Here is a 21189-nt window from a genome sequence, read left to right as displayed (position 1 = left end):
CACCACCGCCACCTTCGCCCCGGCTCCTCCTACGGTGAGCACTCCTGCCCGCAGCAGCCCCGGAGGAGCGTCCGATGAAAGCCCTCGTCTACCACGGTCCCGGCGAGACGGCGTGGGAGCCGGTCCCCGACCCCGTGATCCTCGCCCCCACGGACGCGATCGTGCAGATCGACACCACCACGATCTGCGGCACCGACCTGCACATCCTCAAGGGCGACGTCCCCGCCGTCACCCCCGGGCGCGTGCTGGGCCACGAGGGCGTCGGCACCGTCGTCGAGGTCGGCAGCGCGGTGACCGAGGTCAAGCCGGGAGACCGCGTCATCGTCTCCTGCATCTCCTCGTGCGGGAAGTGCTCGTACTGCCGCAAGGCGATGCCCTCGCACTGCCTCGGTATGGGCGGCATCGGCTGGGTGCTGGGCCACCTGATCGACGGCACGCAGGCCGAGTTCGTCCGCACCCCGTTCGCGGACACGTCACTGCACAAGGTCCCGGAGAGCCTGACCAACGAGCAGGCCGTCATGGTGTCCGACATCTTCCCGACCGGGTTCGAGATCGGCGTCCAGTACGGCGACATCAAGCCGGGCGACGTCGTCGCCGTCGTCGGCGTCGGGCCGGTGGGGCTCGCGGCCGTGGCGACGGCCAAGCTGTACGGCCCGTCGAAGGTGATCGCCGTCGGGCGCTCGCAGCCGCGCATCGACCACGCCCTGCGGATGGGCGCCGACGTCGGCGTCTCGACCAAGGACGCAGGCTGGGTCGACGCCGTGCTGGCCGAGACGGACGGGCTGGGCGTCGACGTCGTCATCGAGGCCGTGGGCGTCCCGCAGACCCTCGAGGACTGCTTCCGCATCGTGCGCCCGGGCGGCCACATCGCGAACGCGGGCGTGCACGGCGCACCGGTGTCGTTCCCGATGGAGAACCTGTGGATCCAGAACCTCAGGATCACCACGGGCCTGGTGGACGCGACGTCGACCCCGATGCTGCTCGACCTCATGGTGGGCGGCCGCCTCGAGCCGGAGGAGATGGTCACGCACCGCTTCGCGCTCGACGAGATCGAGAAGGCGTACGAGGTGTTCTCCGACGCCCCGAGGTGGGACGCGCTGAAGGTCGCGATCCACCGCGAGGGCTGACGAGGGCGCTACGCCGTCAGGCGCCGTGCTCGCGGCCCTGAGCTTCAGGGAACGTCAGGCGAACGCGGCAGGCGGGGGCGGTGGCCGACCGCGATCTGCACCAGCCGCCACACCGCACCGAGCAGCAGCACCACGAGACCGAGGTTGCGCAGCGCCGGCATCACGATCATCCACGGCTCGCCACCGAGGAACGGCCCGTATGCGACCGGGTACAGGATCTGGGTCAGCACCGCGACGCCCAGCACCCCGACGGCGGGTGGGGACCAGACGTGCCGGGCCCCCGGCCCGGCCAGGGCCAGCGCCGCCGCCACGGGCGGCCCGAGCCACGCGACGAACTGCGGCGAACCCACCTTGTTGAACACGATGAGCGCGAGAAGCGTGGCCGCCGCGCTCAGCAGCAGCACGTCGTGCGCGAGCTCCGGCCGGCGCCTGGCCGCCGCCCAGGCGAGCAGGCCGAGGAGCACGACGGCGACCGGCAGCACGGTGTCGAGCAACGACGCCACCTCGCGCGCCGCGGAGCCCTGCACCTCGTAGGTGAAGATCACGTCGTTGTACTCGATGCGTATGGAGGGGTCCCACAGCCGCGCCACGCTGAACCAGGTGGCGGCGACCGACTCGGCCTGCAGCGTCCGGGCCTCCTGCTGGCCGAACACGCTCCACGCGCGCTCGCCGGCGCCCCCGGCAAGCGCGAGCCCGACGACGAGGGCGCTCACCACGGCGGCCGGCGCCACGACGTCGCGCACGAACCGCGGCAGCGACCGCGACGTCGCTGCGAGCGCCACGACGACGGCGCCGGGTGCGATCTTGATCCACGCGCCGAGCGTCGCGATGGCCGTCGCGACGGCCGGGCGGCGGGCAGCGAGGAGCAACGAGATGAGGATGAGCGGGGCGACGACTCCGTCGAGCCGGCCGAGCCAGATGGGGCCGAGCGCGACCAGGAAGATCAGCCACCACCAGGCGGCGAGGCGCCCGCGCGGTGGTGTGCGCGCGAGGAACCACAGGGCGAGGCCGTTGAGCGCGATCACGCCGGCCGACCACATCACCGCGTACGCGACGAACCCGGTGGTGCCGATCGCGGGGGCCGCGATCGGGATGAGTGCGCCGGCGGGGTAGACCCAGTCGTAGTCGAGCACGGGCCACACGCCGTTCATGAAGCCGCGGCGGGCCCACCAGTCGTACAGCGACACGTCGCCGAAGATCTCGCCGCTCCACGAGAGCGCGTCGAGCACGATCCACACGTGCGCGAGCACGAAGCCGGTGATGATGCCCCAGCGCGAGAGCAGCACCTCACCGACCGCTGCGAAGGCGGCGTGGGAGCGGTCGGCGCTGACGGTCTGCGAGGGCACGGGCACATCGTGTCAGACCGGGCGGTGTCTCGGCTGTGAGGTTTCGAGGTCCGGCGATCCGCGCTAGTTTTCGGTTATCCGAAAACTGGGGTGAGCGTGACCGCGACAACCACCGGGAGGGTCCGGCGCCGGAGTCTGCCGCGCTCGTCGTCGACGAGCGTGGCCCGCACGCGCCTGGTCGGGCTCCTGGGGCCCGCGTTCGTCGCGGCGATCGCCTACGTGGACCCCGGGAACGTCGCCGCCAACCTCACGGCGGGCGCTCGGTACGGCTACCTGCTGGTGTGGGTGCTGGTCGCGGCCAACGTCATGGCGGTGCTCGTGCAGTACCTGTCGGCGAAGCTCGGCGTCGTGACGGGGCGCTCGCTGCCCGAGGTGCTGGGCGAGCGGCTGAGGCGCCCGGCCCGCCTGGCGTACTGGGCGCAGGCCGAGGTGGTGGCCGGCGCGACCGATCTCGCCGAGGTGATCGGCGGGGCGATCGCGCTGCACCTGCTGTTCGGCGTCCCTCTCGTGCTGGGCGGGTTGATCACCGGCCTGGTCTCGCTTGCAGTGCTGTCGGTGCAGCAGCGCCGCGGCCAGCGCATGTTCGAGCGCTTGATCGCCTCGTTCCTGCTGGTGCTCACCGTCGGCTTCTGCGCCGGGCTGCTCTTCTCGCCGCCCGACGCGGGCGCCGTGCTGGGCGGGCTGGTGCCGCGCCTGCAGGGGACCGACTCGCTGCTGCTGGCGGCGTCGATGCTCGGGGCCACGGTCATGCCGCACGCGATCTACCTCCACTCGGCGCTCGCGCGCGACCGGCGTCGGCACGACGCCGCGGTGCGGGTGCGCCAGGGGGTGTCGGTCTCCGAGGCGTCGACCGACCGGCTGCTCGCCGCGACCCGGTGGGACGTCGTGTGCGCGCTGGTGCTCGCGGGCGGTGTCAACGTGGCGATGCTGCTGGTCGCGGCTTCGAACCTGCCGGGACGTGCCGGCACCGACTCGATCGAGGGGGCGCACGCGGCCATCTCCGGCTCGCTCGGGGCGGGGGTCGCGCTGCTGTTCGCGATCGGGCTGCTGGCCTCGGGGCTGGCGTCGTCGTCGGTCGGGGCCTATGCCGGGGCGGAGATCATGGCCGGCCTGCTGCGTGTGCGGGTGCCGCTCCTGGGACGGCGGCTCGTGACGCTGGTGCCCGCCGTCGGGCTGCTGGCGACCGGCATCTCGCCGACGTGGCTGCTGGTGCTGAGCCAGGTGGTGCTGAGCTTCGGGATCCCGTTCGCGGCAATCCCGCTCGTGACGCTCACGCGGCGGGTCTCGCTGCTGGGGAAGCACCGCAACGCGCTCGCCACCCAGCTGATGGCGTGGGTGGTGGCGGGCGTGATCGTGGTGCTGAACGTGGCGCTGCTGACGCTGACGATCACCAGCAGGTGATACGCGGTATCTCTTGACCTGAGACGCAGTGCCGGGCGACCATGAGCGCATGAGTGCAGCGCAGCCCATCCTGCCCGGCGTCACCGCGCCGTCGTACGACGTCTCTCAGCCCCTCGACCTCGACTACGTCGGCGCGTTCGCCGACCTGCGGCCGGAGGAGCGGGCGCACCAGCTCGCCGTCCGGGAGTTCGTGCAGGAGCAGGTGCTCCCCGTCATCGACGGGTACTGGGAGCGGGCCGAGGTTCCGTTCGACCTGGTCAAGGCGCTCGCCGAGCGCGACTTCCTGCGCGACGGCGTCGACGTCCCTGGCCGGCCGGTGGTCTCCCTGACCGGCGAGGGGCTCGCCTCCATGGAGATGTCGCGGGGGGACGGCTCCATGGCGACGATCTGCGGCGTGCAGGGCGGGCTCGCGCTGCGCTCGATCATGATGCTGGGCTCGGACGCGCAGATCGCGCGCTACGCCGAGCCCATGGCGAGCGGGGAGATCCTCGGTGCTTTCGCCCTGACGGAACCGACCCACGGCTCGGACTCCGTCTCGCTCGAGACGACGGCGCGCCGCGAGGTGCGCGACGGCGTCGAGGGCTACGTGATCGACGGCGAGAAGAAGTGGATCGGCTTCGGCTCGTGCGGGCACATCACCGTCGTGTGGGCACGCCTCGTCGGCGAGGGCGGGGACGGGCAGGTCCACGGCTTCATCGTGCCGCAGGATGCACCGGGTTACCGGGCCACCACGATCGAGGGCAAGGTCGCGCTGCGCGCGATCTGGCAGGCCCACATCGTGCTCGACGACGTGTTCGTCCCCGCCGACGCCGCGCTGCCGAAGGCGACGTCGTTCAAGGCGACCTCGCAGGTGCTGTTCGCGACGCGGCTCGCGGTGTCGTGGTCCGCCGTCGGCCACGCGATCGCCTGCTACGAGGCCGCGGTCGCGTACGCGGGCCAGCGCATCCAGTTCGGGCGGCCGCTCGCCGCCAACCAGCTGGTCCAGGAGAAGCTGGCGACCATGCTCGCGACGGTCACGCAGATGCAGCTGCTCGTCGCACGGCTGACCCGCCTCGCCGAGGCCGGCGGGCTCACCGGCCCGCAGGCGTCGCTGGCGAAGATGACCTGCACGCGCGGCGCGCGCGAGGTCGCCGCCTCCGCCCGCGACCTGCTGGGCGGCAACGGGATCCTGCTGGCCAACCGCGTCGCGCGGCACTTCGCGGACGTCGAGGCCCTGCACACCTACGAGGGCACGGAGTCGATGAACGCCCTCATCGTGGGTCGCGACATCACGGGCCTGTCGGCGTTCGCCTGACCTCCGTCCCGAGGGAGGCCTCGAGGCGCTCGATGAAGGTCGACTGGGCCTGGATCACGAGCTCGCGGGCGTGCGGTGGGGTGAACCAGGCAGCGCGATCCAGCTCAGGGATCTCCAGCTGGCGGCCGGAGTGCGGGGGCCACTCGATCTCGAAGGTGTTGCTGCGGAAGTTCGACAGGTCCAGGGCGTCCCGGGGGATCTCGCGGGCCCACGCGAGGACGCGCTTGCCCGCGCGCTGACGGATCTCGCCCAGGTCGACGTCGGGGGTGCCGGGACGGACCGGTGGCGGGAGCGCGAGGCCGAGCTCTTCGCCGGCCTCGCGCAGCGCGGCGTCGTGCGGGTCCTCACCCGGTCCGAGCTCGCCCTTGGGGATGGTCCAGGCGCCCGCGTTCTTGCTCGCCCAGAACGGGCCGCCCATGTGCCCGAGCAGCACCTCGGGGCCGCCGTCGGTGCGGCGGAACAGGAGCAGACCCGCGCTGGTGGTGGACATCAGGCCGGGACGTCGCCGTCAGAAGTCTTCCGACTGGATCTCCCGGCGACGCTTCGTCTCCTCGGCCTCGTCGAGGTCGCCGACCGGCTCGTTCTCGTCGACCGCGAGCGCGTAGGCCTCATCCTCGGTGACGGGCTCGCTCTCGGGCGTGGACTCGCTCATGACTCCTCCTTGGGTCGGCGGTGCAGTCCCGTCGAGTCTCCCCCCGGCCCGCGGGCGGTGTCCACGGGTCCGCGTCGGCGCAGGCAGGCAGCCTCCCGCGTCGGCCCACGGGTGCCGCGCTGCCCGCAAGCTCGACGGCGAGGTAGAGAGGATCGGCCTCTCTACCTCGCCGTCGGGGTTCTCCACCGCGGCGCAGCGGGCGCCGCGAGGAGTGGGGCGAGAGCTACGCGATCGCCTCGGCCGCCGGAGTCGACGACGCCGCCGCGGCCTCCAGCGACTCGCGGCGGTGGATGCGCCACCACACCACGAAGCCGACGATCGTGAACGCGCCGTAGAAGACGTACATCAGGCCGGTCGCGTAGTAGCCGCCCTTGAAGAGCAGCGGGACGCCGACCGCGTCGACCGCGACCCAGATCAGCCAGAACTCGACCCAGCCGCGGGCCATGCCGTACGTCGCCAGGATGGAGCCCATGAAGATCCACGCGTCGGGGCGCGGGGCCCACGAGCCGAGCATCCCGAAGATCCAGGCGAAGAACGCCGTCCCGGCGAGCATGCCCAACAGGAGGCCGGCGCGCTGCGGCCACGTCGCCCACGTCGGGTGCACGGCCACCGCGTCGGCACCGCCCTGCCTGCGGGTCTGGTTCCAGCGCACCCAGCCGTAGATCGACACCGCGATGAACATGACCTGGCGGCCCGCCTGGCCGAGCATGTCGGGGTGGTCACCGGCGAGGCCGAACCACGAGCCGAGGAACACGGTGAAGAGCAGCACGTTGCCGACGATGCCGACCGGCCAGGCCCACACCTTGCGGCGCATGCCGCCTACCGCCGACGTCAGCCCGATGACGTTGCCGATGATCTCGCGCCAGACCATCTCCTGGCCGCCGACGCTCAGCGTGGCGTTGAACAGGTGCTCGAAGATCCCCATCCCGCGTTCCTTCCTCGTGAGGGCACCGGTGCACCGGACGAGGAGGGGTCGACGACGCCGCGGCACGGGACCGCGACACGTCACGACCGACGCCGCCCGCGAGGGCGACGCGTGCTTCCTCCCATCCGGACTTTGACCGTCGGCCCTGGAGTTCCACCAGGTCAACCGGCCGCCCCCGAGAGGTCTCGGGTGCGGGCGCGGGTCGCGGGCTATCACCGCCGGTTCGGATTTTCACCGACCCCGGAGCACGTCGTGCGTGTTTCTTGCTCGTTCAAAGCATGACACACGGCCGTTCATTCCCGGCCATGCGTCCGCGGCAAAAAACAGTCTTCAGGACAGGGCGTCCCGCACCGCGCGCGCGACGGCCTCGGGCCCCGCGCCCGGCTCGAGGTAGGCGACGACGACGCGAGCGCCGTCCGCGTTCCGCGTCGACGTCGCGAGGGTCGCCGCGCCGGACGCCAGCTCGCGGCGGCGCATCAGGTCCGCCGTCGCGCCCCGGCGCAGCTCGGCGAACGCATCCTCGAGGTCCGGCACCAGGTCGAGCTCGGGGTTGCGCAGCCAGCGGCGCAGGATCGCGTTGTGCAGGGCGACGACGCCGGCCGAGAACGCGATCGAGTGCACCGTCGAGGAGCGGTCCGGGGGCAGGGTGTCCCGCAGGTACTTGGTGAACGCGCGCTCGTAGCGATGCGTCGTCACGAGCTCGCGGTCGCGCAGCGCGGGCACCTGCTGCAGCAGGCGGTAGCGGGCGAGCGACGTCTCGCGCTGGCCCACGTGGTGGTCGAACACGAGGCGGGCCGCACGGCACACCTCGAGGTAGGGGTCCGCGGTCGGGTCCCAGGAGCGCTCCGGGATCTCGCCGTCGTCGAGCGCCTCGGGCCGGGTCGCGGCGAGCATCACCACCACCTCCTCGAGCAGCAGCTCGTGGTCGGCGAAGACCACGTCCTCCTTGGAGCGATAGCGGCGGAAGAATGTGGCTCTGCTGACCTGGGCGGCGTCCGCGATCTCCTCGACGGTGGTCTGCTCGTACCCCTGGCGGGAGAAGAGCTCGATCGCGGCGTCGACGGCCTGTGCGTGGGTGTGCGACGTCCGGACGGCGGTCATGGGGGGAGGTTATCGCTCGGGACGGGTCTAGGGTCGGCGGCGTGACCACGCCGACGCACACCCCGACGGTCGACGTCTTCGTCGACCCCCTCTGCCCCTTCGCCTGGATCACCTCCCGCTGGGCCCTCGAGGTCGCCGCGCAGCGGCCGGTCGACCTCACGTTCCGGCTCATGAGCCTCTACCTGCTGAACTCGGGCCGGGAGATCTCGGACGACTACCGCGCCATGCTCGACGCCGGTCGCGGCATCGGCCGTGTCGCCGCCGCCGTCCAGACCGACCACGGCCCCGAGTCGTTCGCCGCCTTCTACACGGCCGCCGGCACCCGGATCCACCCGGGCAAGGACAAGGACTACGACGCCGTCGCGCGCGCGGCCCTCGCCGAGGCCGGCCTTCCCGCGGAGCTCGCCGACGCGGCGACGTCGGACGCTTACGACGAGGCGCTGCGCGAGTCCCACGAGGCAGGGATGAAGCCCGTCGGCGAGGACGTCGGCACCCCGACGATCCACGTGGACGGCGCCGCCTTCTTCGGCCCCGTGCTCACCCGCATCCCGCGCGGCGAGGACGCACTGCGCATCTTCGACGGCGCCGTCGCGCTGTCGAGCTTCCCGCACTTCTTCGAGCTCAAGCGGACCCGCAAGGGCGGACTGGACTTCTCATGACCCTCGACCTGCGCGTCTTCGTCGAGCCTCAGCAGGGCGCCACGTACGACGCCCAGCTCGCGGTCGCGCGAGCCGCGGAAGAGCTCGGCTTCTCCGCGTTCTTCCGCTCCGACCACTTCGTGGCCATGGGTGCCTGGGGCGGCGCGCCCGGCCCGACCGACTCGTGGACCACGCTCGCCGGCCTCGCCCGCGAGACGACGACGATCCGGCTCGGCACGCTCGTCACCTCGGTCACGTTCCGCCACCCCGGCGTGCTCGCGATCCAGGTCGCGCAGGTCGACCAGATGTCCGGCGGCCGCGTCGAGCTCGGTCTCGGCGCCGGCTGGTTCGCCCGCGAGCACGAGGCCTACGGCATCCCGTTCCCCGCCAAGCGGTTCGGCATCCTCGAGGAGCAGCTCGCCGTCGTCACCGGCCTGTGGTCCACGCCCGACGGCGAGACCTTCAGCTTCGCGGGCGAGCACTACACGCTCACCGACTCCCCGGCGCTGCCCAAGCCCCACCAGGCCAAGATCCCGGTGATCGTCGGCGGTGGCGGGCCCACGCGCACGCCGGCGCTCGCGGCGCGGTTCGCCGACGAGTACAACCAGGCGTTCCCCGACCTCGCCGCGATCGCCCCGCGCATCGCGGTGGTCGACGAGGCCCTGGCCGACGCCGGTCGTGAGCCGTCGTCGATCGTGCACTCCGCGGCGCTCGTGGTCGCCGTCGGGCGGGACGAGGACGAGTTCCGCCGCCGTGCCGCGGCGATCGGCCGCGAGCCGGCCGAGCTGCGCGAGCACGGGGTCGCGGGCACGGTCGCCGAGGCGGCGGACCGGCTGGCCCAGGTGCGCGCGGACGGCGTCGAGCGGGTGTACCTCCAGGTCCTCGACCTGCATGACCTCGACCACCTCGAGCTGATCGCCCGGGAGGTCGCCCCACAGGTGTGACCCTCCGGAAGGCGTGCGTCACGCGACGCCGTGAGGGCTCTGCAGAGGAACCGCCAACCACTACGGTTCTCCCGACAGGCCTCGTTCACACGACCTTCACGGATGGAGCTCCCTTGGCCACCACCCCTCGACCCGCGCTGGGCTGGACCCTGCACGGGGACGGCAAGACTCTCGCGCCCGGCGCCGTCGTGCTGCCGGACGAACGGCTCTCGTGGCCGCGCACCGTCGGCATCGGCCTCCAGCACGTCGTCGCCATGTTCGGCGCGACGTTCCTGGTCCCGGTGCTGACCGGCTTCCCGCCGTCGACCACGCTGTTCTTCTCGGCGATCGGCACGATCGGCTTCCTGCTGATCACCGGCAACCGCCTGCCGAGCTACCTCGGGTCGAGCTTCGCGTTCATCGCGCCGATCATGGCGGCGAAGGCCGGCGGAACCGACCTCGGCACCGCGATCGGCGGCATCCTCGCCACCGGCCTGCTGCTCACCGTCGTCGGCCTGATCGTGCACTTCACGGGAGGTGGCTGGATCGACGCCGTGATGCCGCCGATCGTCACAGGCACGATCGTCGCCCTCATCGGCCTCAACCTGGCGCCCGCCGCGTACAACAACTTCAAGGTGCAGTCGGGCACGGCGATCATCACGCTGGCCGCGATCATCCTCGCGTCGGTGCTGTTCAAGGGCATGCTCGGGCGCCTGTCGATCCTGGTCGGCGTGATCGTCGGCTACGTCGCCGCGGTGCTCCAGGGCCAGGTCGACTTCTCGGAGGTCGGCAAGGCTGCGTGGTTCGGCCTGCCCACGTTCCACGCGCCGCGGTTCGACCTCGGCGTCATGGGCCTGTTCCTCCCCGTGGTCCTGGTGCTGATCGCCGAGAACGTAGGCCACGTGAAGTCGGTCGCCGCGATGACTGGCCGCAGCTTCGACAAGCTCACCGGCCGCGCGCTGCTGGCCGACGGCGTCGCGACGTCGCTCGCGGGCCTCGGCGGCGGTTCCGGCACGACGACGTACGCCGAGAACATCGGTGTCATGGCGGCCACGCGCGTCTACTCGACGGCGGCCTACTGGGTCGCCGCGATCGGTGCGCTGGCGCTCTCGCTGTTCCCCAAGTTCGGCGCACTCATCGCGACCGTGCCGGCCGGTGTGCTCGGCGGTGCCGGCACCATGCTCTACGGCATGATCGGCATCCTCGGTGCCCGCATCTGGGTGCAGAACAGGGTCGACTTCTCCAACCCGGTCAACCTCACCACGGCCGCGGTGCCGCTCATCATCGGCATCGCCGACTTCACGTGGGTGTGGGGCGACCTGCAGTTCGCCGGCATCGCGCTCGGCACGGCGGCCGCACTGGTGATCTTCCACGGCATGCGCTCGATCTCGCGCCTCACCGGCGCCCACCAGGAGCCGGCAACACCGGCATCGGTCCCGGCCGGCTCGGAGCTGGTGCACTGAGCTCGGAGCTGGTGCACTGAGGTTCCTCGTGGGTGCGGGTTCTGGGCTCTGCGCGACCGCAGAGCCCAGAACCCGCCCCACGGCTGCGTCTGCTAGGCGGCCGGGGACGCGGCCGCCGGGGCCGGCTTCGGCGTGAGGTCCTTGGAGGGCTTGCAGCCCTTCATGTTCGGCAGGGGAGTGTCCGCCGAGATCGTGACCTTGTCCTCGTCGAGGGGCCGGTCGTAGTGCTCGCCCACCAGGAAGTCGACGGTCGAGTCCTTGCGCGCGTCGAACACCATGCGCATCGACGGGAACTGCGCGGCCAGCGTGTACGCAGACACGATGCCCTTCTGGCCGAACCGGAGCTCGTTACGGTTGATCACCGTGGTGTAGTCGCCGATCGCGTCGATCACGAAGCCGCGGCGCTCGAGCACCGTCTTGTTCGCGCTCGCGATGCCGGCCACGCCCGATGCGTTGTAGATCCGCACGTGCACCGCCCCGTAGGGGAGCGGCAGGACGCCATCGGGCTTGTCCTTGAAGACCGGCAGGCACGGCGGGGTCACCGCCTCGTCCGTGCGGGCCGTCGACGTGAAGCCGCGCGCGAACGGTGCCTGGATCGCACCGGTGTAGATCGCGAGCGCGCCGAGGCCGGCGACCGCGAGCAGTGCGACGAGCACGCCGTAGATCACTGCCTGCCGCTCATGCTCGCGGCGGCGGCGCGCCAGGCGGGCCGGGTCCTGTCCGGGGGAAGTCACGCGACGAAACTACCTGAGGCTGAGCACACGGGCGTGGAGGACGGGGCGCTGCTGGAGGGCTGCGCGGACCGCGCGGTGCAGACCGTCCTCGAGGTAGAGCACCCCTTGGTACTCCACGACGTGGGCGAACAGGTCACCGAAGAACGTGGAGTCCTCGGCGAGGAGGCGGTCGAGGTCGAGGGTGCGCGTCGTGGTGACGAGCTCGTCCAGGCGGACCTGTCGCGGCGGCACGTCGGCCCAGTCCTTCGCCGTCACCAGCCCGTGGTCGGGGTACGGGCGGCCTTCGCCGACGGCCTTGAAGATCATGCCGCCCATCGTAGGGCGGCTCTTGACGGGCAGGCGCGGACGCATCACAGTGGGAGACGCGAAGAGTGGGAGCGCTCCCACCACCGTGTCACACGGACGACGACGTCGTCCCGGACGATCGAAGGAGATCGCCTTGTCACGTATCCGTTCCGCACGCACCCTCACCGCGGTCGCCGCCGCGACCCTCGCGGGTGCCACCGCGCTGCTCGCCGGCCCGGCCGCCTCCGCGAGCACCGGCGACACCCTCTGGGTGGACAACCACGGCGCCATCAAGCAGCACGTCGCGGACCTGCACCTCAAGGGCCAGGAGCGCACCGACGCACTGGCCCTGGCCGGCTTCGCGTCGGCGAACTGGTTCACCGGAGGCACGCCCCAGGAGGTGCGCAACGGTGTCCACAACGTCGTGCGGCGTGCCGCCGACGCCGACGGGATCCCCACCCTCGTCGCCTACAACATCCCGTTCCGCGACTGCTCGCAGTACTCCGCGGGCGGGGCCACGTCCCCGGCCGCGTACGACGCCTGGATCGACGGCTTCGCGGCGGGGATCGGCGGCGACCGCGCCATCGTGCTCCTTGAGCCTGACGGCCTGGGCATCATCCCGTTCCACACCAACCTCGACGGGTCGATGGACTGGTGCCAGCCGGCCGACGCCGACCCGGCGACGGCGGCGTCCGACCGCTTCGCGATGCTCAACCACGCCGTCGACGCTCTCGCGGCCCTGCCGAACACGAAGGTCTACCTCGACGCGGGCAACTCGGCCTGGCTCAACGTCGGCGAGAACGCCAGCCGCCTGGTCACCGCCGGCGTCCAGAAGGCCGACGGGTTCTTCCTCAACGCGTCGAACTACCAGTTCACCGAGAACTCGGTGGCCTATGGGCACTGGGTCTCGTCGTGCATCGCCGTGGCGACGCACGGGCTCGCCGGGTACAACGACTGCGGCAACCAGTACTGGAACGGCGGGCCGGCCAACAGCTGGACCGGCGTCGCGATGACCAGCTATGCACGGTGGAGCGACGCCCCGGGCACGCCGGCGAACCAGAACACCGCAGGCGTCGACTCGAGATACGCGCTGCAGCTGGGCGGCCTCGCGCCGACGACGCCGTTCGTCGTCGACACGGCGCGCAACGGCGTGGGTCCGTGGGACCCGGCGACGTCGACCGGCACCGGGTACCCCGCGGGCGCGGACAAGCAGGACTGGTGCAACCCGCCGGGGCGCGGCCTGGGGATGCGGCCGACGCTCGAGACGGGCGACCCGCTCGTCGCCGGCTTCCTGTGGATCAAGGTCCCGGGCGAGTCGGACGGCTCGTGCACGCGCGGCACGGCAGGACCGGAGGACCCGGAGCGCGGGGTCGTCGACCCGGCCGCCGGCGCCTGGTTCCCCGCCCAGGCCCATGAGCTTCTGGAGCTGGCGGTGCCGGCGGTGAGCTGAGCACCGCCGGGACACAGGAGCGACGAAGGCCCGCAGAGCTGTGGTGGCTCTGCGGGCCTTCGTCGTCGGCGGAGGATGGGGGATTCGAACCCCCGAGGGCGTGAACCCAACACGCTTTCCAAGCGTGCGCCATAGGCCGCTAGGCGAATCCTCCTGGTGTTGCTGCCGCGAGGCAGCCCCAGAAGGATACCGGACTCCGGCGCGTGCCCCGCCACCAGTTGCGCGCCCGGATTTCGGCGTCGGCCTCCGGCTCCGTTACGCTGGGGGCAGACCCCTCGTGCGGCGTCATCGCACCGAACTCCCCCAGGGCCGGAAGGCAGCAAGGGTAGGTGCGCTCTGGCGGGTGTGCGAGGGGTCCTTTTATGCCCTGGGCCCGACGTGCTGACCTGCAGGTTCTCAGATAGCAGGACAGATCCGTCCCGGATCGCAAGATTTTCCGGTCGCTGGTTGGCCTGCACGCCCCGCCGCCGCGCATGATGGCGCCATGCCCGCCACCACGACGCACGCCGCCATGACCCCGCGCCTCAGCTCGCGCGCCGTCATGTGCCGCCGTCTCGTGCCGGCCGGGCGAATGTGCCGCGCGGCTCGCTGAGCCCGGGCACCCCAGCCGCCCGCCCTCGCGGCCGCGCCGACGCCGTCGGCCCCTCCTCTCGCACCGTGCCCGCTCGCACATGCCCTGTGCACGTGTGCGCCCGCAGACTCCCCACCCACGCGCCACGGGCTCGGCGCCCCCGCTGACGCCCGCCACCGGAAGGAACACCATGTCCCGCTCCCGTATCTCCCTCGCGGCCCGCTCGCTCGCGGCCGTCGCCGTCGTCGCCTCCCTCGCCCTGTCCGGCTGCGCCTCGCGCGGCGGCGACGCCGCCTCGGCCGGCACCAAGGACGACCCGATCGTCATCGGCATCGTCTCCAGCGGCGAGGACTACTGGACCACCTTCCAGAAGAAGGCCCAGGCCGAGGGCATCTACGTCGAGCTGAAGAACTTCTCCGACTACCAGCTCCCGAACCAGGGGCTGACCGACGGCGACCTCGACCTCAACCAGTTCCAGCACCTGCAGTTCCTCGCGGACTACAACGTCAAGACCGGCAGCGACCTGACGCCGATCGGTGCCACCGCCGTCTACCCGCTGAACCTGTACTCGACCAAGGTGAGCGACGTCGCGGACATCCCCGACGGCGCCGAGGTCGCCATCCCCAACGACGCCTCCAACCAGGCCCGCGCGCTGCTCGTGCTCCAGGACGCCGGCCTCCTGAAGCTCACGGACGGCGGCAGCTCGTTCTCGACGCCGGCCGACGTGATCCCCGGCGAGTCGAAGATCACGGTCACCGCGCTCAAGGCCGACCAGACGCCGACGGCGCTCCAGGACCCGAACGTCTACGCGGCCATCGTCAACAACGACTACGTGCCGAACATCGAGGCCGCGCACCAGAAGCCGCTCTACACGACCGACGCCGCCTCGAGCGCCAACGACCCGTACATCAACATCTGGGTCTCGCGGAAGTCCGACGCCGAGAACGCGACGTTCAAGAAGCTCATCGCGATCTATCACGACGCGGCCGTCACCGACGGCGTCGTCGAGGCCTCGGGCGGCACGGGCGTGATCAAGGACAACAAGCCCGCGGAGCTCCAGGACATCCTGGCGACGATCGAGAAGAACGAGAAGGCCCAGGGCTGAGATCCGCCGTGAACGAACCCATCATCAGCTTCCGGGACGCCCGCAAGGTGTTCCCGGGCGGACGCCGGCGGCCAGAGGTCCGGGCCGTCGACGGCGTCACCCTCGACATCGAGGCCGGCGAGATCTTCGGCGTCATCGGCTACTCGGGTGCCGGCAAGTCCACGCTCGTGCGCCTGGTCAACGCGCTCGAGCGGACGACGTCGGGTGCCGTGGTGGTGGGCGGCACGGACCTCACGGGGCTGGGGGAGGCCCAGCTCCGTGAGGTCCGGGCCGGGATCGGCATGATCTTCCAGCAGTTCAACCTGCTCTCGTCCCGCACGGTCGCCGGGAACGTCGCCTACCCGCTCGAGGTGGCGCGGTGGCCGAAGGCCGAGCGCGAGGCGCGGGTGCGTGAGCTGCTCGAGTTCGTCGGCATCGCCGACAAGGCGGGCGCCTACCCGAGCCAGCTCTCGGGCGGGCAGAAGCAGCGCGTCGGCATCGCCCGCGCGCTGGCGACGAACCCGCGCATCCTGCTCGCCGACGAGGCGACCAGCGCCCTCGACCCCGAGACGACGCGCGACGTGCTGCGCCTGCTGCAGCGCGTCAACCGTGAGCTCGGCATCACCGTCGTGATCATCACGCACGAGATGGACGTCGTGCGGTACTGCTGCGACCGCGTCGCGGTGATGGAGCACGGCAAGGTCGTCGAGGCCGGCGACGCGTACTCGATCTTCTCCAGCCCTCAGGCGGCCGTGACGCGGCGCTTCGTCTCTACGTCGCTGCGTGACCGGCCGTCGGAGGAGACGCTCGTGCGGCTGCGCGAGCGGCACCCGGGCCGGCTCGTCGTCGTCGGCATCGACGAGGTCACCGGCTCCACGCGGGCGATCTCGCAGGTGCTGCGCGACCAGGGGGTCGAGCCGGCGGTGGTCTACGGCGGCATCACCGAGGTCGCCGACAAGCCCTACGGCTCGCTCACGTTCGAGCTCACCGGGCCGGACGACGCGGTCGAGGCCGTGATCAAGCACCTGCGCGTTGTGACCGACGTCGAGGACCTGGGCGCGGGCACACGAGAGGGGAACGACTGATGGACTGGGAGACCCTCGGGCCGGCGTTGTCGCAGGCGGCCGGCGAGACCGTCTACATGGTGCTGATCACGCTCGTGGCGGGCGGGTTCTTCGGCCTGCTCATCGGCCTGGGGCTGTACCTGACGCGGTCCGGGAACCTGCTCGGGAACCGGGGCGTGTTCACGATCCTCAACCTGCTGATCAACCTGATCCGGCCGGTGCCGTTCATCATCTTCCTCGTCGCGCTCGGGCCGCTGACCCGGTTCGTGACCGGCCGGACCATCGGCATCGAGGCGTTCACCTTCGCCATGTGCATCATGGCGTCGGTGGTGTTCGCGCGGCTGGTGGAGCAGAACCTCGTGACCATCGACCCGGGCGTGGTCGAGGCCGCCCGTGCGATGGGGGCCTCGCCGCTGCGCATCGTCCGGACCTTGCTCATCCCGGAGGCGCTCGCGCCGCTCGTGCTCGGGTACACATTCCTGTTCGTCGTCGTGCTCGACATGTCCGCCATCGGCGGCTACCTCGGGGCCGGTGGCCTGGGTGACTTCGCGATCGTGCACGGGTACCAGCAGTACAACTGGGCCGTGACGTTCGTCGTGGTGGTGATCATCGTCGTCGTCGTGCAGCTGGTGCAGGTACTCGGGAACGCCCTGGCCAAGCGGGCGCTGCGCCGGTGAGTGCACAGGCGGGGGACGGCGTCGGTGGCGGCGTCTAGGGTGGTCGCGTGACCACCGCTCTGTACCGCCGCTACCGGCCCGAGACGTTCGCCGAGGTCATCGGTCAGGAGCACGTCACGGGGCCGCTGATGCAGGCGCTGCGCAGCGGTCGGGTCAGCCACGCGTACCTGTTCTCAGGCCCGCGCGGATGCGGCAAGACGACGTCGGCGCGCACCCTCGCGCGCACGCTCAACTGCCACGCGAACACGCCAGAGAACCCGATCGACACCCCCTGCGGGACGTGCCCCTCCTGCGTGGAGCTGGCCCGCGGCGGGTCCGGGTCGCTCGACGTCGTCGAGATCGACGCCGCGTCGCACGGTGGCGTCGACGACGCCCGCGACCTGCGCGAGCGCGCGACCTTCGCGCCGACGCGCGACCGGTACAAGATCTTCATCATCGACGAGGCGCACATGGTCTCGTCGGCGGGGTTCAACGCGCTGCTCAAGATCGTCGAGGAGCCGCCGCCCCACATCAAGTTCGTCTTCGCGACGACGGAGCCGGACAAGGTCATCGGCACCATCCGCTCGCGCACCCACCACTACCCGTTCCGGCTCGTGCCGCCGGACGTGCTGTCGCCGTACCTCGAGGAGCTCTGCGCCGCCGAGGGCGTCTCGCTCGGCAGCGGGGTCGTGCCGCTGGTGGTCCGCGCCGGCGGCGGCTCGGTGCGCGACTCGCTCTCGGTGCTGGACCAGCTCATCGCCGGCGCGACCGGTGGAGTGGTCGACTACGACCTTGCCGTCGGCCTGCTCGGCTACACGCACGGCTCGCTGCTCGACGACGTCGTGGACGCCCTCGCGGCGCGCGACGGCGCCTCGCTCTTCCGCGTCGTGGACCAGCTCATCGCCTCCGGGCACGCACCGCAGCGGTTCGTCGACGACCTGCTCGAGCGGCTGCGCGACCTCATCGTCATCGCCGTCTCTGGCGACGCGGCCGGGGCGGTGCTGCGCGGGCAGCCCGAGGACCAGCTCGAGCGCATGGGCGCGCAGGCCTCGCGGCTCGGCATCGCTGAGCTCTCGCGCGCCGCCGACCTCGTCAACACCGCGCTCACCGAGATGACCGGCGCGACGTCGCCGCGCCTCCACCTGGAGCTGCTCTGCGCGCGCCTGCTGCTGCCGGGCGCCGACCAAGGGACCGCGGGGCTCGCGGCCCGCGTCGAGCGGCTCGAGCGTGGGGGGTTTGCCGCCGCCGCCGGGGTGCCCGTCGCCGGCGCACCCGTGCGCGTGGTCGCCGACGACGGCGGTGCCGGGCCCGCAGGTACCGCCGCGGTCGGTGGGCTGAGCGGGGCCGCGGCCGCGCGGGCCGCTCTGCAGGCGAGCCGGCGCCCGGCCGTGGCCGCAGAACCCGCGCCCGAGCCCGTGCCTGGACCCGAGCCCGTCGGCCCGACGCCGACCCCGCTGCCGGCGCCCGAGCCCGTGCCAGTGCCCGAGCCCGCGCCCGCGCCCGTGCGCGAACCTGCGCCGGCGCCGGAGCCCGTCGAGCCCATCCCGAGCCCGTCGCCTGGGCCGGAGCCGGTCGCACCCGACGGCGCCGCCCCCGGCGGCATCACCGCCGAGCTGGTCCGCCGCCGGTGGGACGAGGTCGTGGCCAACCTGTCGAGTCCGGTGACGCGCGCGCTCGTCGGACCGAACGCTCAGGTCGTGGGCCTTGACGGCGGCGTGCTACGCCTCGGCTTCGGGGCCGCGGGCATCGCGCAGAACTTCGGCCAGCCGCGGCACGTCAAGGCCGTCGAGGACGCCGTCTACCAGACGCTCGGCGTCCAGGTGCGGGTCGAGGCCGTCGTCGACGGCGGCGGCTCGCGGCCGCGCGAGTCCGCACCGGCCCGGCGCTCGCCGTCGGACCCTGCGGACGCCGACGACCCCGCGCACGCGGCCCCGCAACCGTCCGAGCAGTCGCCGCTCGCCACGGCAGCGGCCGGTTCCCGCAGCCTCCGGCGCGCGGACGCCGCCCCGTCGACCCCGATGACGGTCTCGGCCCCGGCGGCCCCGGCGGCCCAGCCGGCCCCGCAGCGTCGGGATGCCGGCGTCCCCGAGGATCCGTCGCGCAGGCGGCCTGACTCCCGCACGAGCACCGACGCCGCGCCCGCCCCGGCAGAGACGGCGTTCGACGAGGCGGACGCCGCCTGGCTGGCCGGGCTCCCGGTCTACGAGCCACCGCTCCAGGACGAGCCTGAGCCGCCCGTCGAGGACCTGGCCCTCACCGAGCCGACGGCCTCGGCGGACAGCGGCGTCGCGCCCTCGACCCGGCCCGCGCGGGCGACCCCCGAAACCCCGGCCGCGCGCACACGTGCGGTCGCCGCGGTACAGCCCGGGACGCCGCACAAGGAGACTCCGGTCGAGGCCGTCCAGCGGCACGCCCTCCGGGCGCGCGGCCAGATGCCGGCGTACAGCCAGGGCGCCGGCCACGGCGGCCCCACGGCGCCGTCGTCGGGACCGGACCCGTACGACGACTCCTCCGCGGACGACCCGGACATCGCGAGCGCCGGGCTCGTCGGCGTCCCGCTGGTGGTCAAGATGCTGGACGGCATGGTCATCGACGAGCAGGTCGACCAGGGATGACGCTCCCCGCGGGCGGCCCGACCGTGCTGCGCATCGTGGCGGCCGTCGTCGTCCGGGACGGGCAGTTCCTTCTGGTCCGCAAACGCGGGACGACGGCGTTCATGCAGGTGGGCGGCAAGATCGAGCCCGGCGAGCTCCCGCTCGAGGCGCTGGTGCGCGAGGTGGCGGAGGAGATCGGCCTGATGCTCGACCCGGCGGCCGTGCGCCCGCTCGGCCGACTCGAGGCGGTCGCCGCGAACGAGCCGGACCACGTCGTCGACGCGCACGTGTTCGGCGTCGACCTCCCGCCCGGTGTCGAGCCGGAGCCGCGGGCCGAGCTCGAGGACCTCGTGTGGGTCGACCCGGCCGATCCCGTGACGGCGTATCCGATCGCCCCTCTGTCGCTGGACCTGCTCGCGGAGCATGCGGCCGGAGACGCGACAATCTCCCCATGACTTCGTTCTCGCGGCGACTGCCGCGCACGTCCCCCGAAGCCGCGGGCGTGGACCCCCAGGCGATTGCCAAGCTCGTCGACACGCTGGACGCGCTCGGCGGCACCCACAGCCTCATGGTGCTGCGGCACGGTGCGGTGGTGGCCGAGGAGTGGTGGTTCCCGTACGCCCCCGAGCAGCGGCACATGATGTTCTCCGTCTCGAAGACGTTCACGTCGATGGCTGTGGGCCTCGCGATCGCGGAGGGTCTGCTCACGGTCGAGGACCGCGTGGTCGACCTGCTGCCCGACGCCGTCCCCGCCGAGCCGAGCGAGCACCTCCGCGCCATGCGCGTGCGCCACCTGCTGACCATGACCAGCGGCCACGCCTCGGACTCGATGGGGGCGACCGACCGCAACCTCAGCCGCCCCGAGGACGACTGGGCCGGCGCGATCCTCGCAGTCCCGGTGGAGCTCGAGCCCGGCTCGCGGTTCGTCTACGACACGGGCGCCACCTACCTGCTCTCGGCGATCCTGCACCGCCTCACCGGGCAGCGGCTCCTCGACTACCTGACGCCGCGCCTGCTCGCGCCGCTCGGCATCGAGGACGCCACGTGGGAGCAGGACCCGCGCGGCATCGACGTCGGCGGGTTCGGCCTGTCGATCACCACCGAGGACATGGCGGCGTTCGGCCAGCTGCTGCTGCAGCGCGGCCGCTGGGGCGAGGCGCAGCTCGTGCCGGCCGAGTGGGTGGACGCCGCCATGGCCTGGCAGGTCGACAGCGCTCCGCAGGAGTGGGACGCCGACACGCGGGTCGGCTACGGCTACCAGATGTGGCAGTGCCGCAGCGGCGCGGTGCGCGCGGACGGTGCGTTCGGCCAGTTCGTCGTCGTATGGCCGGAGCACGACGTCGTCGTCGCGATGACGTCGGGGAGTTCGGCGACTCAGGCCGAGCTGGACGCCGTGTGGGACTGCCTGGGCGGTGCGTTCGGCCCGGGCGCGGTGCCTGCCACCACAGAGGTGGCACCTCGGGAGCTGCAGCTGCCGGTGCCCGCCGGCAGCGCGTGGACCGCGCTCGCCGACCAGGTGGACGGGGTGACGTTCTTGCTCGAGGAGGACCGCGCCGACGCTCCGCGCCGCACCGTCACCATCCGCCGGGACGGCGCCCTCGTGGTGCTCGACGCCGGTCCCCTGCAGGCCCGCGCCGCGTACGGGACCTGGGCCGAGAGGCCCGAGCCCGACTCCGACGGTCTGGGCGTCGCGGCCACCTACGGGTGGACCGACGAGCAGACGCTCGAGGTGCGCGTCGCCGGACTCGGCACCCCGTTCGTGTGGACCGCGCGGCTCGCGTACGCCGCGGACGGACGCGGGGTCGAGCTCTCGGTCGACCAGAACGTGTCGTTCGACGCCACCGCCCTGCTGCGTGCGACCGCCCGGGCCGCCTAGGGTTT

Annotated in this window: 20 protein-coding genes, 1 tRNA gene, 1 other RNA gene and 1 riboswitch; of the genes, 14 read left to right on the top strand and 8 right to left on the bottom strand. The window is 72.3% G+C overall.

Annotation, left to right across the window (positions count from 1 at the left end; genetic code table 11):
- The first annotated feature begins 74 nt into the window (after window positions 1-74).
- The gene (locus tag ACO4JP_RS17860) at window positions 75-1127 is read left to right on the top strand and encodes an alcohol dehydrogenase catalytic domain-containing protein (protein WP_425955313.1); all 1053 of its coding nucleotides are present in this window, start codon (window positions 75-77) and stop codon (window positions 1125-1127) included.
- A gap of 44 nt (window positions 1128-1171) precedes the next feature.
- On the opposite strand, the gene ACO4JP_RS17855 is transcribed toward ACO4JP_RS17860, so the two are convergent.
- Window positions 1172-2473, bottom strand: a complete 1302-nt coding sequence (locus tag ACO4JP_RS17855; protein ID WP_425955312.1) for a glycosyltransferase 87 family protein — start codon at window positions 2471-2473, stop codon at window positions 1172-1174.
- Between the two features lie 135 nt (window positions 2474-2608).
- Here ACO4JP_RS17855 and ACO4JP_RS17850 point away from each other — a divergent pair, with 135 nt between their 5' ends.
- Both ACO4JP_RS17850 and ACO4JP_RS17845 read left to right on the top strand, forming a co-directional pair.
- Window positions 2609-3874 carry an Nramp family divalent metal transporter gene (locus ACO4JP_RS17850; RefSeq protein WP_425957139.1) on the top strand — a complete coding sequence of 422 codons (1266 nt, stop codon included), beginning with the start codon at window positions 2609-2611 and terminating at the stop codon, window positions 3872-3874.
- A gap of 49 nt (window positions 3875-3923) precedes the next feature.
- Window positions 3924-5168, top strand: a complete 1245-nt coding sequence (locus ACO4JP_RS17845; protein WP_425955311.1) for an acyl-CoA dehydrogenase family protein — start codon at window positions 3924-3926, stop codon at window positions 5166-5168.
- On the opposite strand, the gene ACO4JP_RS17840 is transcribed toward ACO4JP_RS17845, so the two are convergent.
- The 4 genes from ACO4JP_RS17840 to ACO4JP_RS17825 form a co-directional block, all read right to left on the bottom strand.
- A complete protein-coding gene (locus tag ACO4JP_RS17840; protein ID WP_425955310.1) occupies window positions 5143-5658 on the bottom strand; it encodes an NUDIX domain-containing protein in 516 nt (171 codons plus the stop codon). The genes ACO4JP_RS17845 and ACO4JP_RS17840 overlap by 26 nt on opposite strands.
- An 18-nt stretch (window positions 5659-5676) precedes the next feature.
- Complete coding sequence (locus ACO4JP_RS17835; RefSeq protein WP_425955309.1) at window positions 5677-5820, bottom strand: hypothetical protein; 144 nt, start codon at window positions 5818-5820, stop codon at window positions 5677-5679.
- 223 nt (window positions 5821-6043) lie between these two features.
- Complete coding sequence (gene pnuC / locus ACO4JP_RS17830) at window positions 6044-6745, bottom strand: nicotinamide riboside transporter PnuC (protein ID WP_425955308.1); 702 nt, start codon at window positions 6743-6745, stop codon at window positions 6044-6046.
- Between the two features lie 109 nt (window positions 6746-6854).
- A riboswitch (FMN riboswitch) is annotated at window positions 6855-6996 on the bottom strand.
- Window positions 6997-7075: 79 nt separating this feature from the next.
- Window positions 7076-7846 (bottom strand): TetR family transcriptional regulator, encoded by a 771-nt coding sequence (locus ACO4JP_RS17825; protein ID WP_425955307.1) that lies wholly within the window; start codon window positions 7844-7846, stop codon window positions 7076-7078.
- 41 nt (window positions 7847-7887) lie between these two features.
- Here ACO4JP_RS17825 and ACO4JP_RS17820 point away from each other — a divergent pair, with 41 nt between their 5' ends.
- The 3 genes from ACO4JP_RS17820 to ACO4JP_RS17810 all read left to right on the top strand — a co-directional run bounded on the left by ACO4JP_RS17820 (window position 7888) and on the right by ACO4JP_RS17810 (window position 10870).
- A complete protein-coding gene (locus ACO4JP_RS17820) occupies window positions 7888-8505 on the top strand; it encodes a DsbA family protein (protein ID WP_425955306.1) in 618 nt (205 codons plus the stop codon).
- Window positions 8502-9428, top strand: coding sequence for an LLM class F420-dependent oxidoreductase (locus ACO4JP_RS17815; RefSeq protein ID WP_425955305.1), 927 nt, complete (start codon window positions 8502-8504; stop codon window positions 9426-9428). Before ACO4JP_RS17820 ends, ACO4JP_RS17815 begins: the two co-directional genes overlap by 4 nt.
- Before the next feature lie 113 nt (window positions 9429-9541).
- Window positions 9542-10870 carry a uracil-xanthine permease family protein gene (locus ACO4JP_RS17810; protein ID WP_425955304.1) on the top strand — a complete coding sequence of 443 codons (1329 nt, stop codon included), beginning with the start codon at window positions 9542-9544 and terminating at the stop codon, window positions 10868-10870.
- Window positions 10871-10962: 92 nt separating this feature from the next.
- On the opposite strand, the gene ACO4JP_RS17805 is transcribed toward ACO4JP_RS17810, so the two are convergent.
- Together ACO4JP_RS17805 and ACO4JP_RS17800 are read right to left on the bottom strand one after the other, a co-directional pair.
- Window positions 10963-11604: a LytR C-terminal domain-containing protein gene (locus ACO4JP_RS17805; protein ID WP_425955303.1), complete on the bottom strand. Its 642-nt coding sequence runs from the start codon at window positions 11602-11604 to the stop codon at window positions 10963-10965.
- A gap of 9 nt (window positions 11605-11613) precedes the next feature.
- Window positions 11614-11910, bottom strand: coding sequence for a type II toxin-antitoxin system VapB family antitoxin (locus ACO4JP_RS17800; protein ID WP_425955302.1), 297 nt, complete (start codon window positions 11908-11910; stop codon window positions 11614-11616).
- Window positions 11911-12043: 133 nt separating this feature from the next.
- Here ACO4JP_RS17800 and ACO4JP_RS17795 point away from each other — a divergent pair, with 133 nt between their 5' ends.
- Window positions 12044-13339: a glycoside hydrolase family 6 protein gene (locus ACO4JP_RS17795; RefSeq protein WP_425955301.1), complete on the top strand. Its 1296-nt coding sequence runs from the start codon at window positions 12044-12046 to the stop codon at window positions 13337-13339.
- A 69-nt stretch (window positions 13340-13408) separates the two neighbouring features.
- Here ACO4JP_RS17795 and ACO4JP_RS17790 read toward each other — a convergent pair.
- Window positions 13409-13493, bottom strand: a tRNA-Ser gene (locus tag ACO4JP_RS17790).
- A 112-nt stretch (window positions 13494-13605) separates the two neighbouring features.
- Here ACO4JP_RS17790 and ffs point away from each other — a divergent pair.
- The 7 genes from ffs (at window position 13606) to ACO4JP_RS17755 (ending at window position 21184) form a co-directional block, all read left to right on the top strand.
- An RNA gene (ffs, locus tag ACO4JP_RS17785) (signal recognition particle sRNA small type) lies at window positions 13606-13702 on the top strand.
- A gap of 398 nt (window positions 13703-14100) precedes the next feature.
- Window positions 14101-15015, top strand: a complete 915-nt coding sequence (locus ACO4JP_RS17780) for a MetQ/NlpA family ABC transporter substrate-binding protein (RefSeq protein WP_425955300.1) — start codon at window positions 14101-14103, stop codon at window positions 15013-15015.
- A gap of 8 nt (window positions 15016-15023) precedes the next feature.
- Complete coding sequence (locus tag ACO4JP_RS17775) at window positions 15024-16079, top strand: methionine ABC transporter ATP-binding protein (RefSeq protein WP_425955299.1); 1056 nt, start codon at window positions 15024-15026, stop codon at window positions 16077-16079.
- Entirely contained in the window at window positions 16079-16735 is a 657-nt protein-coding gene (locus ACO4JP_RS17770; RefSeq protein WP_425955298.1) for a methionine ABC transporter permease, read from the top strand. Before ACO4JP_RS17775 ends, ACO4JP_RS17770 begins: the two co-directional genes overlap by 1 nt.
- 47 nt (window positions 16736-16782) lie before the next feature.
- Entirely contained in the window at window positions 16783-19329 is a 2547-nt protein-coding gene (locus ACO4JP_RS17765; protein WP_425955297.1) for a DNA polymerase III subunit gamma and tau, read from the top strand.
- A complete protein-coding gene (locus tag ACO4JP_RS17760) occupies window positions 19326-19763 on the top strand; it encodes an NUDIX hydrolase (RefSeq protein ID WP_425955296.1) in 438 nt (145 codons plus the stop codon). Before ACO4JP_RS17765 ends, ACO4JP_RS17760 begins: the two co-directional genes overlap by 4 nt.
- On the top strand, window positions 19760-21184 hold the full coding sequence (locus tag ACO4JP_RS17755) for a serine hydrolase domain-containing protein (RefSeq protein WP_425955295.1): 1425 nt from the start codon (window positions 19760-19762) through the stop codon (window positions 21182-21184). The genes ACO4JP_RS17760 and ACO4JP_RS17755 overlap by 4 nt, the downstream gene beginning before the upstream one ends.
- The last annotated feature ends 5 nt before the right edge of the window (window positions 21185-21189 follow it).

It is taken from the genome of Xylanimonas sp. McL0601 (genome assembly GCF_049852175.1).
Classification (GTDB): domain Bacteria; phylum Actinomycetota; class Actinomycetes; order Actinomycetales; family Cellulomonadaceae; genus Xylanimonas.
Note: the sequence above shows the minus strand (reverse complement) of the source record. Positions and strands in the feature narration are given on the sequence as shown.

Coding starts and splice junctions, on each gene's coding strand:
- ACO4JP_RS17835 (WP_425955309.1), bottom strand. CDS start 5,820: ATGAGCGAGTCCACGCCCGAGAGCGAGCCCGTCACCGAGGATGAGGCC.
- ACO4JP_RS17845 (WP_425955311.1), top strand. CDS start 3,924: ATGAGTGCAGCGCAGCCCATCCTGCCCGGCGTCACCGCGCCGTCGTAC.
- ACO4JP_RS17780 (WP_425955300.1), top strand. CDS start 14,101: ATGTCCCGCTCCCGTATCTCCCTCGCGGCCCGCTCGCTCGCGGCCGTC.
- pnuC (WP_425955308.1), bottom strand. CDS start 6,745: ATGGGGATCTTCGAGCACCTGTTCAACGCCACGCTGAGCGTCGGCGGC.
- ACO4JP_RS17760 (WP_425955296.1), top strand. CDS start 19,326: ATGACGCTCCCCGCGGGCGGCCCGACCGTGCTGCGCATCGTGGCGGCC.
- ACO4JP_RS17825 (WP_425955307.1), bottom strand. CDS start 7,846: ATGACCGCCGTCCGGACGTCGCACACCCACGCACAGGCCGTCGACGCC.
- ACO4JP_RS17840 (WP_425955310.1), bottom strand. CDS start 5,658: ATGTCCACCACCAGCGCGGGTCTGCTCCTGTTCCGCCGCACCGACGGC.
- ACO4JP_RS17815 (WP_425955305.1), top strand. CDS start 8,502: ATGACCCTCGACCTGCGCGTCTTCGTCGAGCCTCAGCAGGGCGCCACG.
- ACO4JP_RS17770 (WP_425955298.1), top strand. CDS start 16,079: ATGGACTGGGAGACCCTCGGGCCGGCGTTGTCGCAGGCGGCCGGCGAG.
- ACO4JP_RS17800 (WP_425955302.1), bottom strand. CDS start 11,910: ATGATCTTCAAGGCCGTCGGCGAAGGCCGCCCGTACCCCGACCACGGG.
- ACO4JP_RS17860 (WP_425955313.1), top strand. CDS start 75: ATGAAAGCCCTCGTCTACCACGGTCCCGGCGAGACGGCGTGGGAGCCG.
- ACO4JP_RS17755 (WP_425955295.1), top strand. CDS start 19,760: ATGACTTCGTTCTCGCGGCGACTGCCGCGCACGTCCCCCGAAGCCGCG.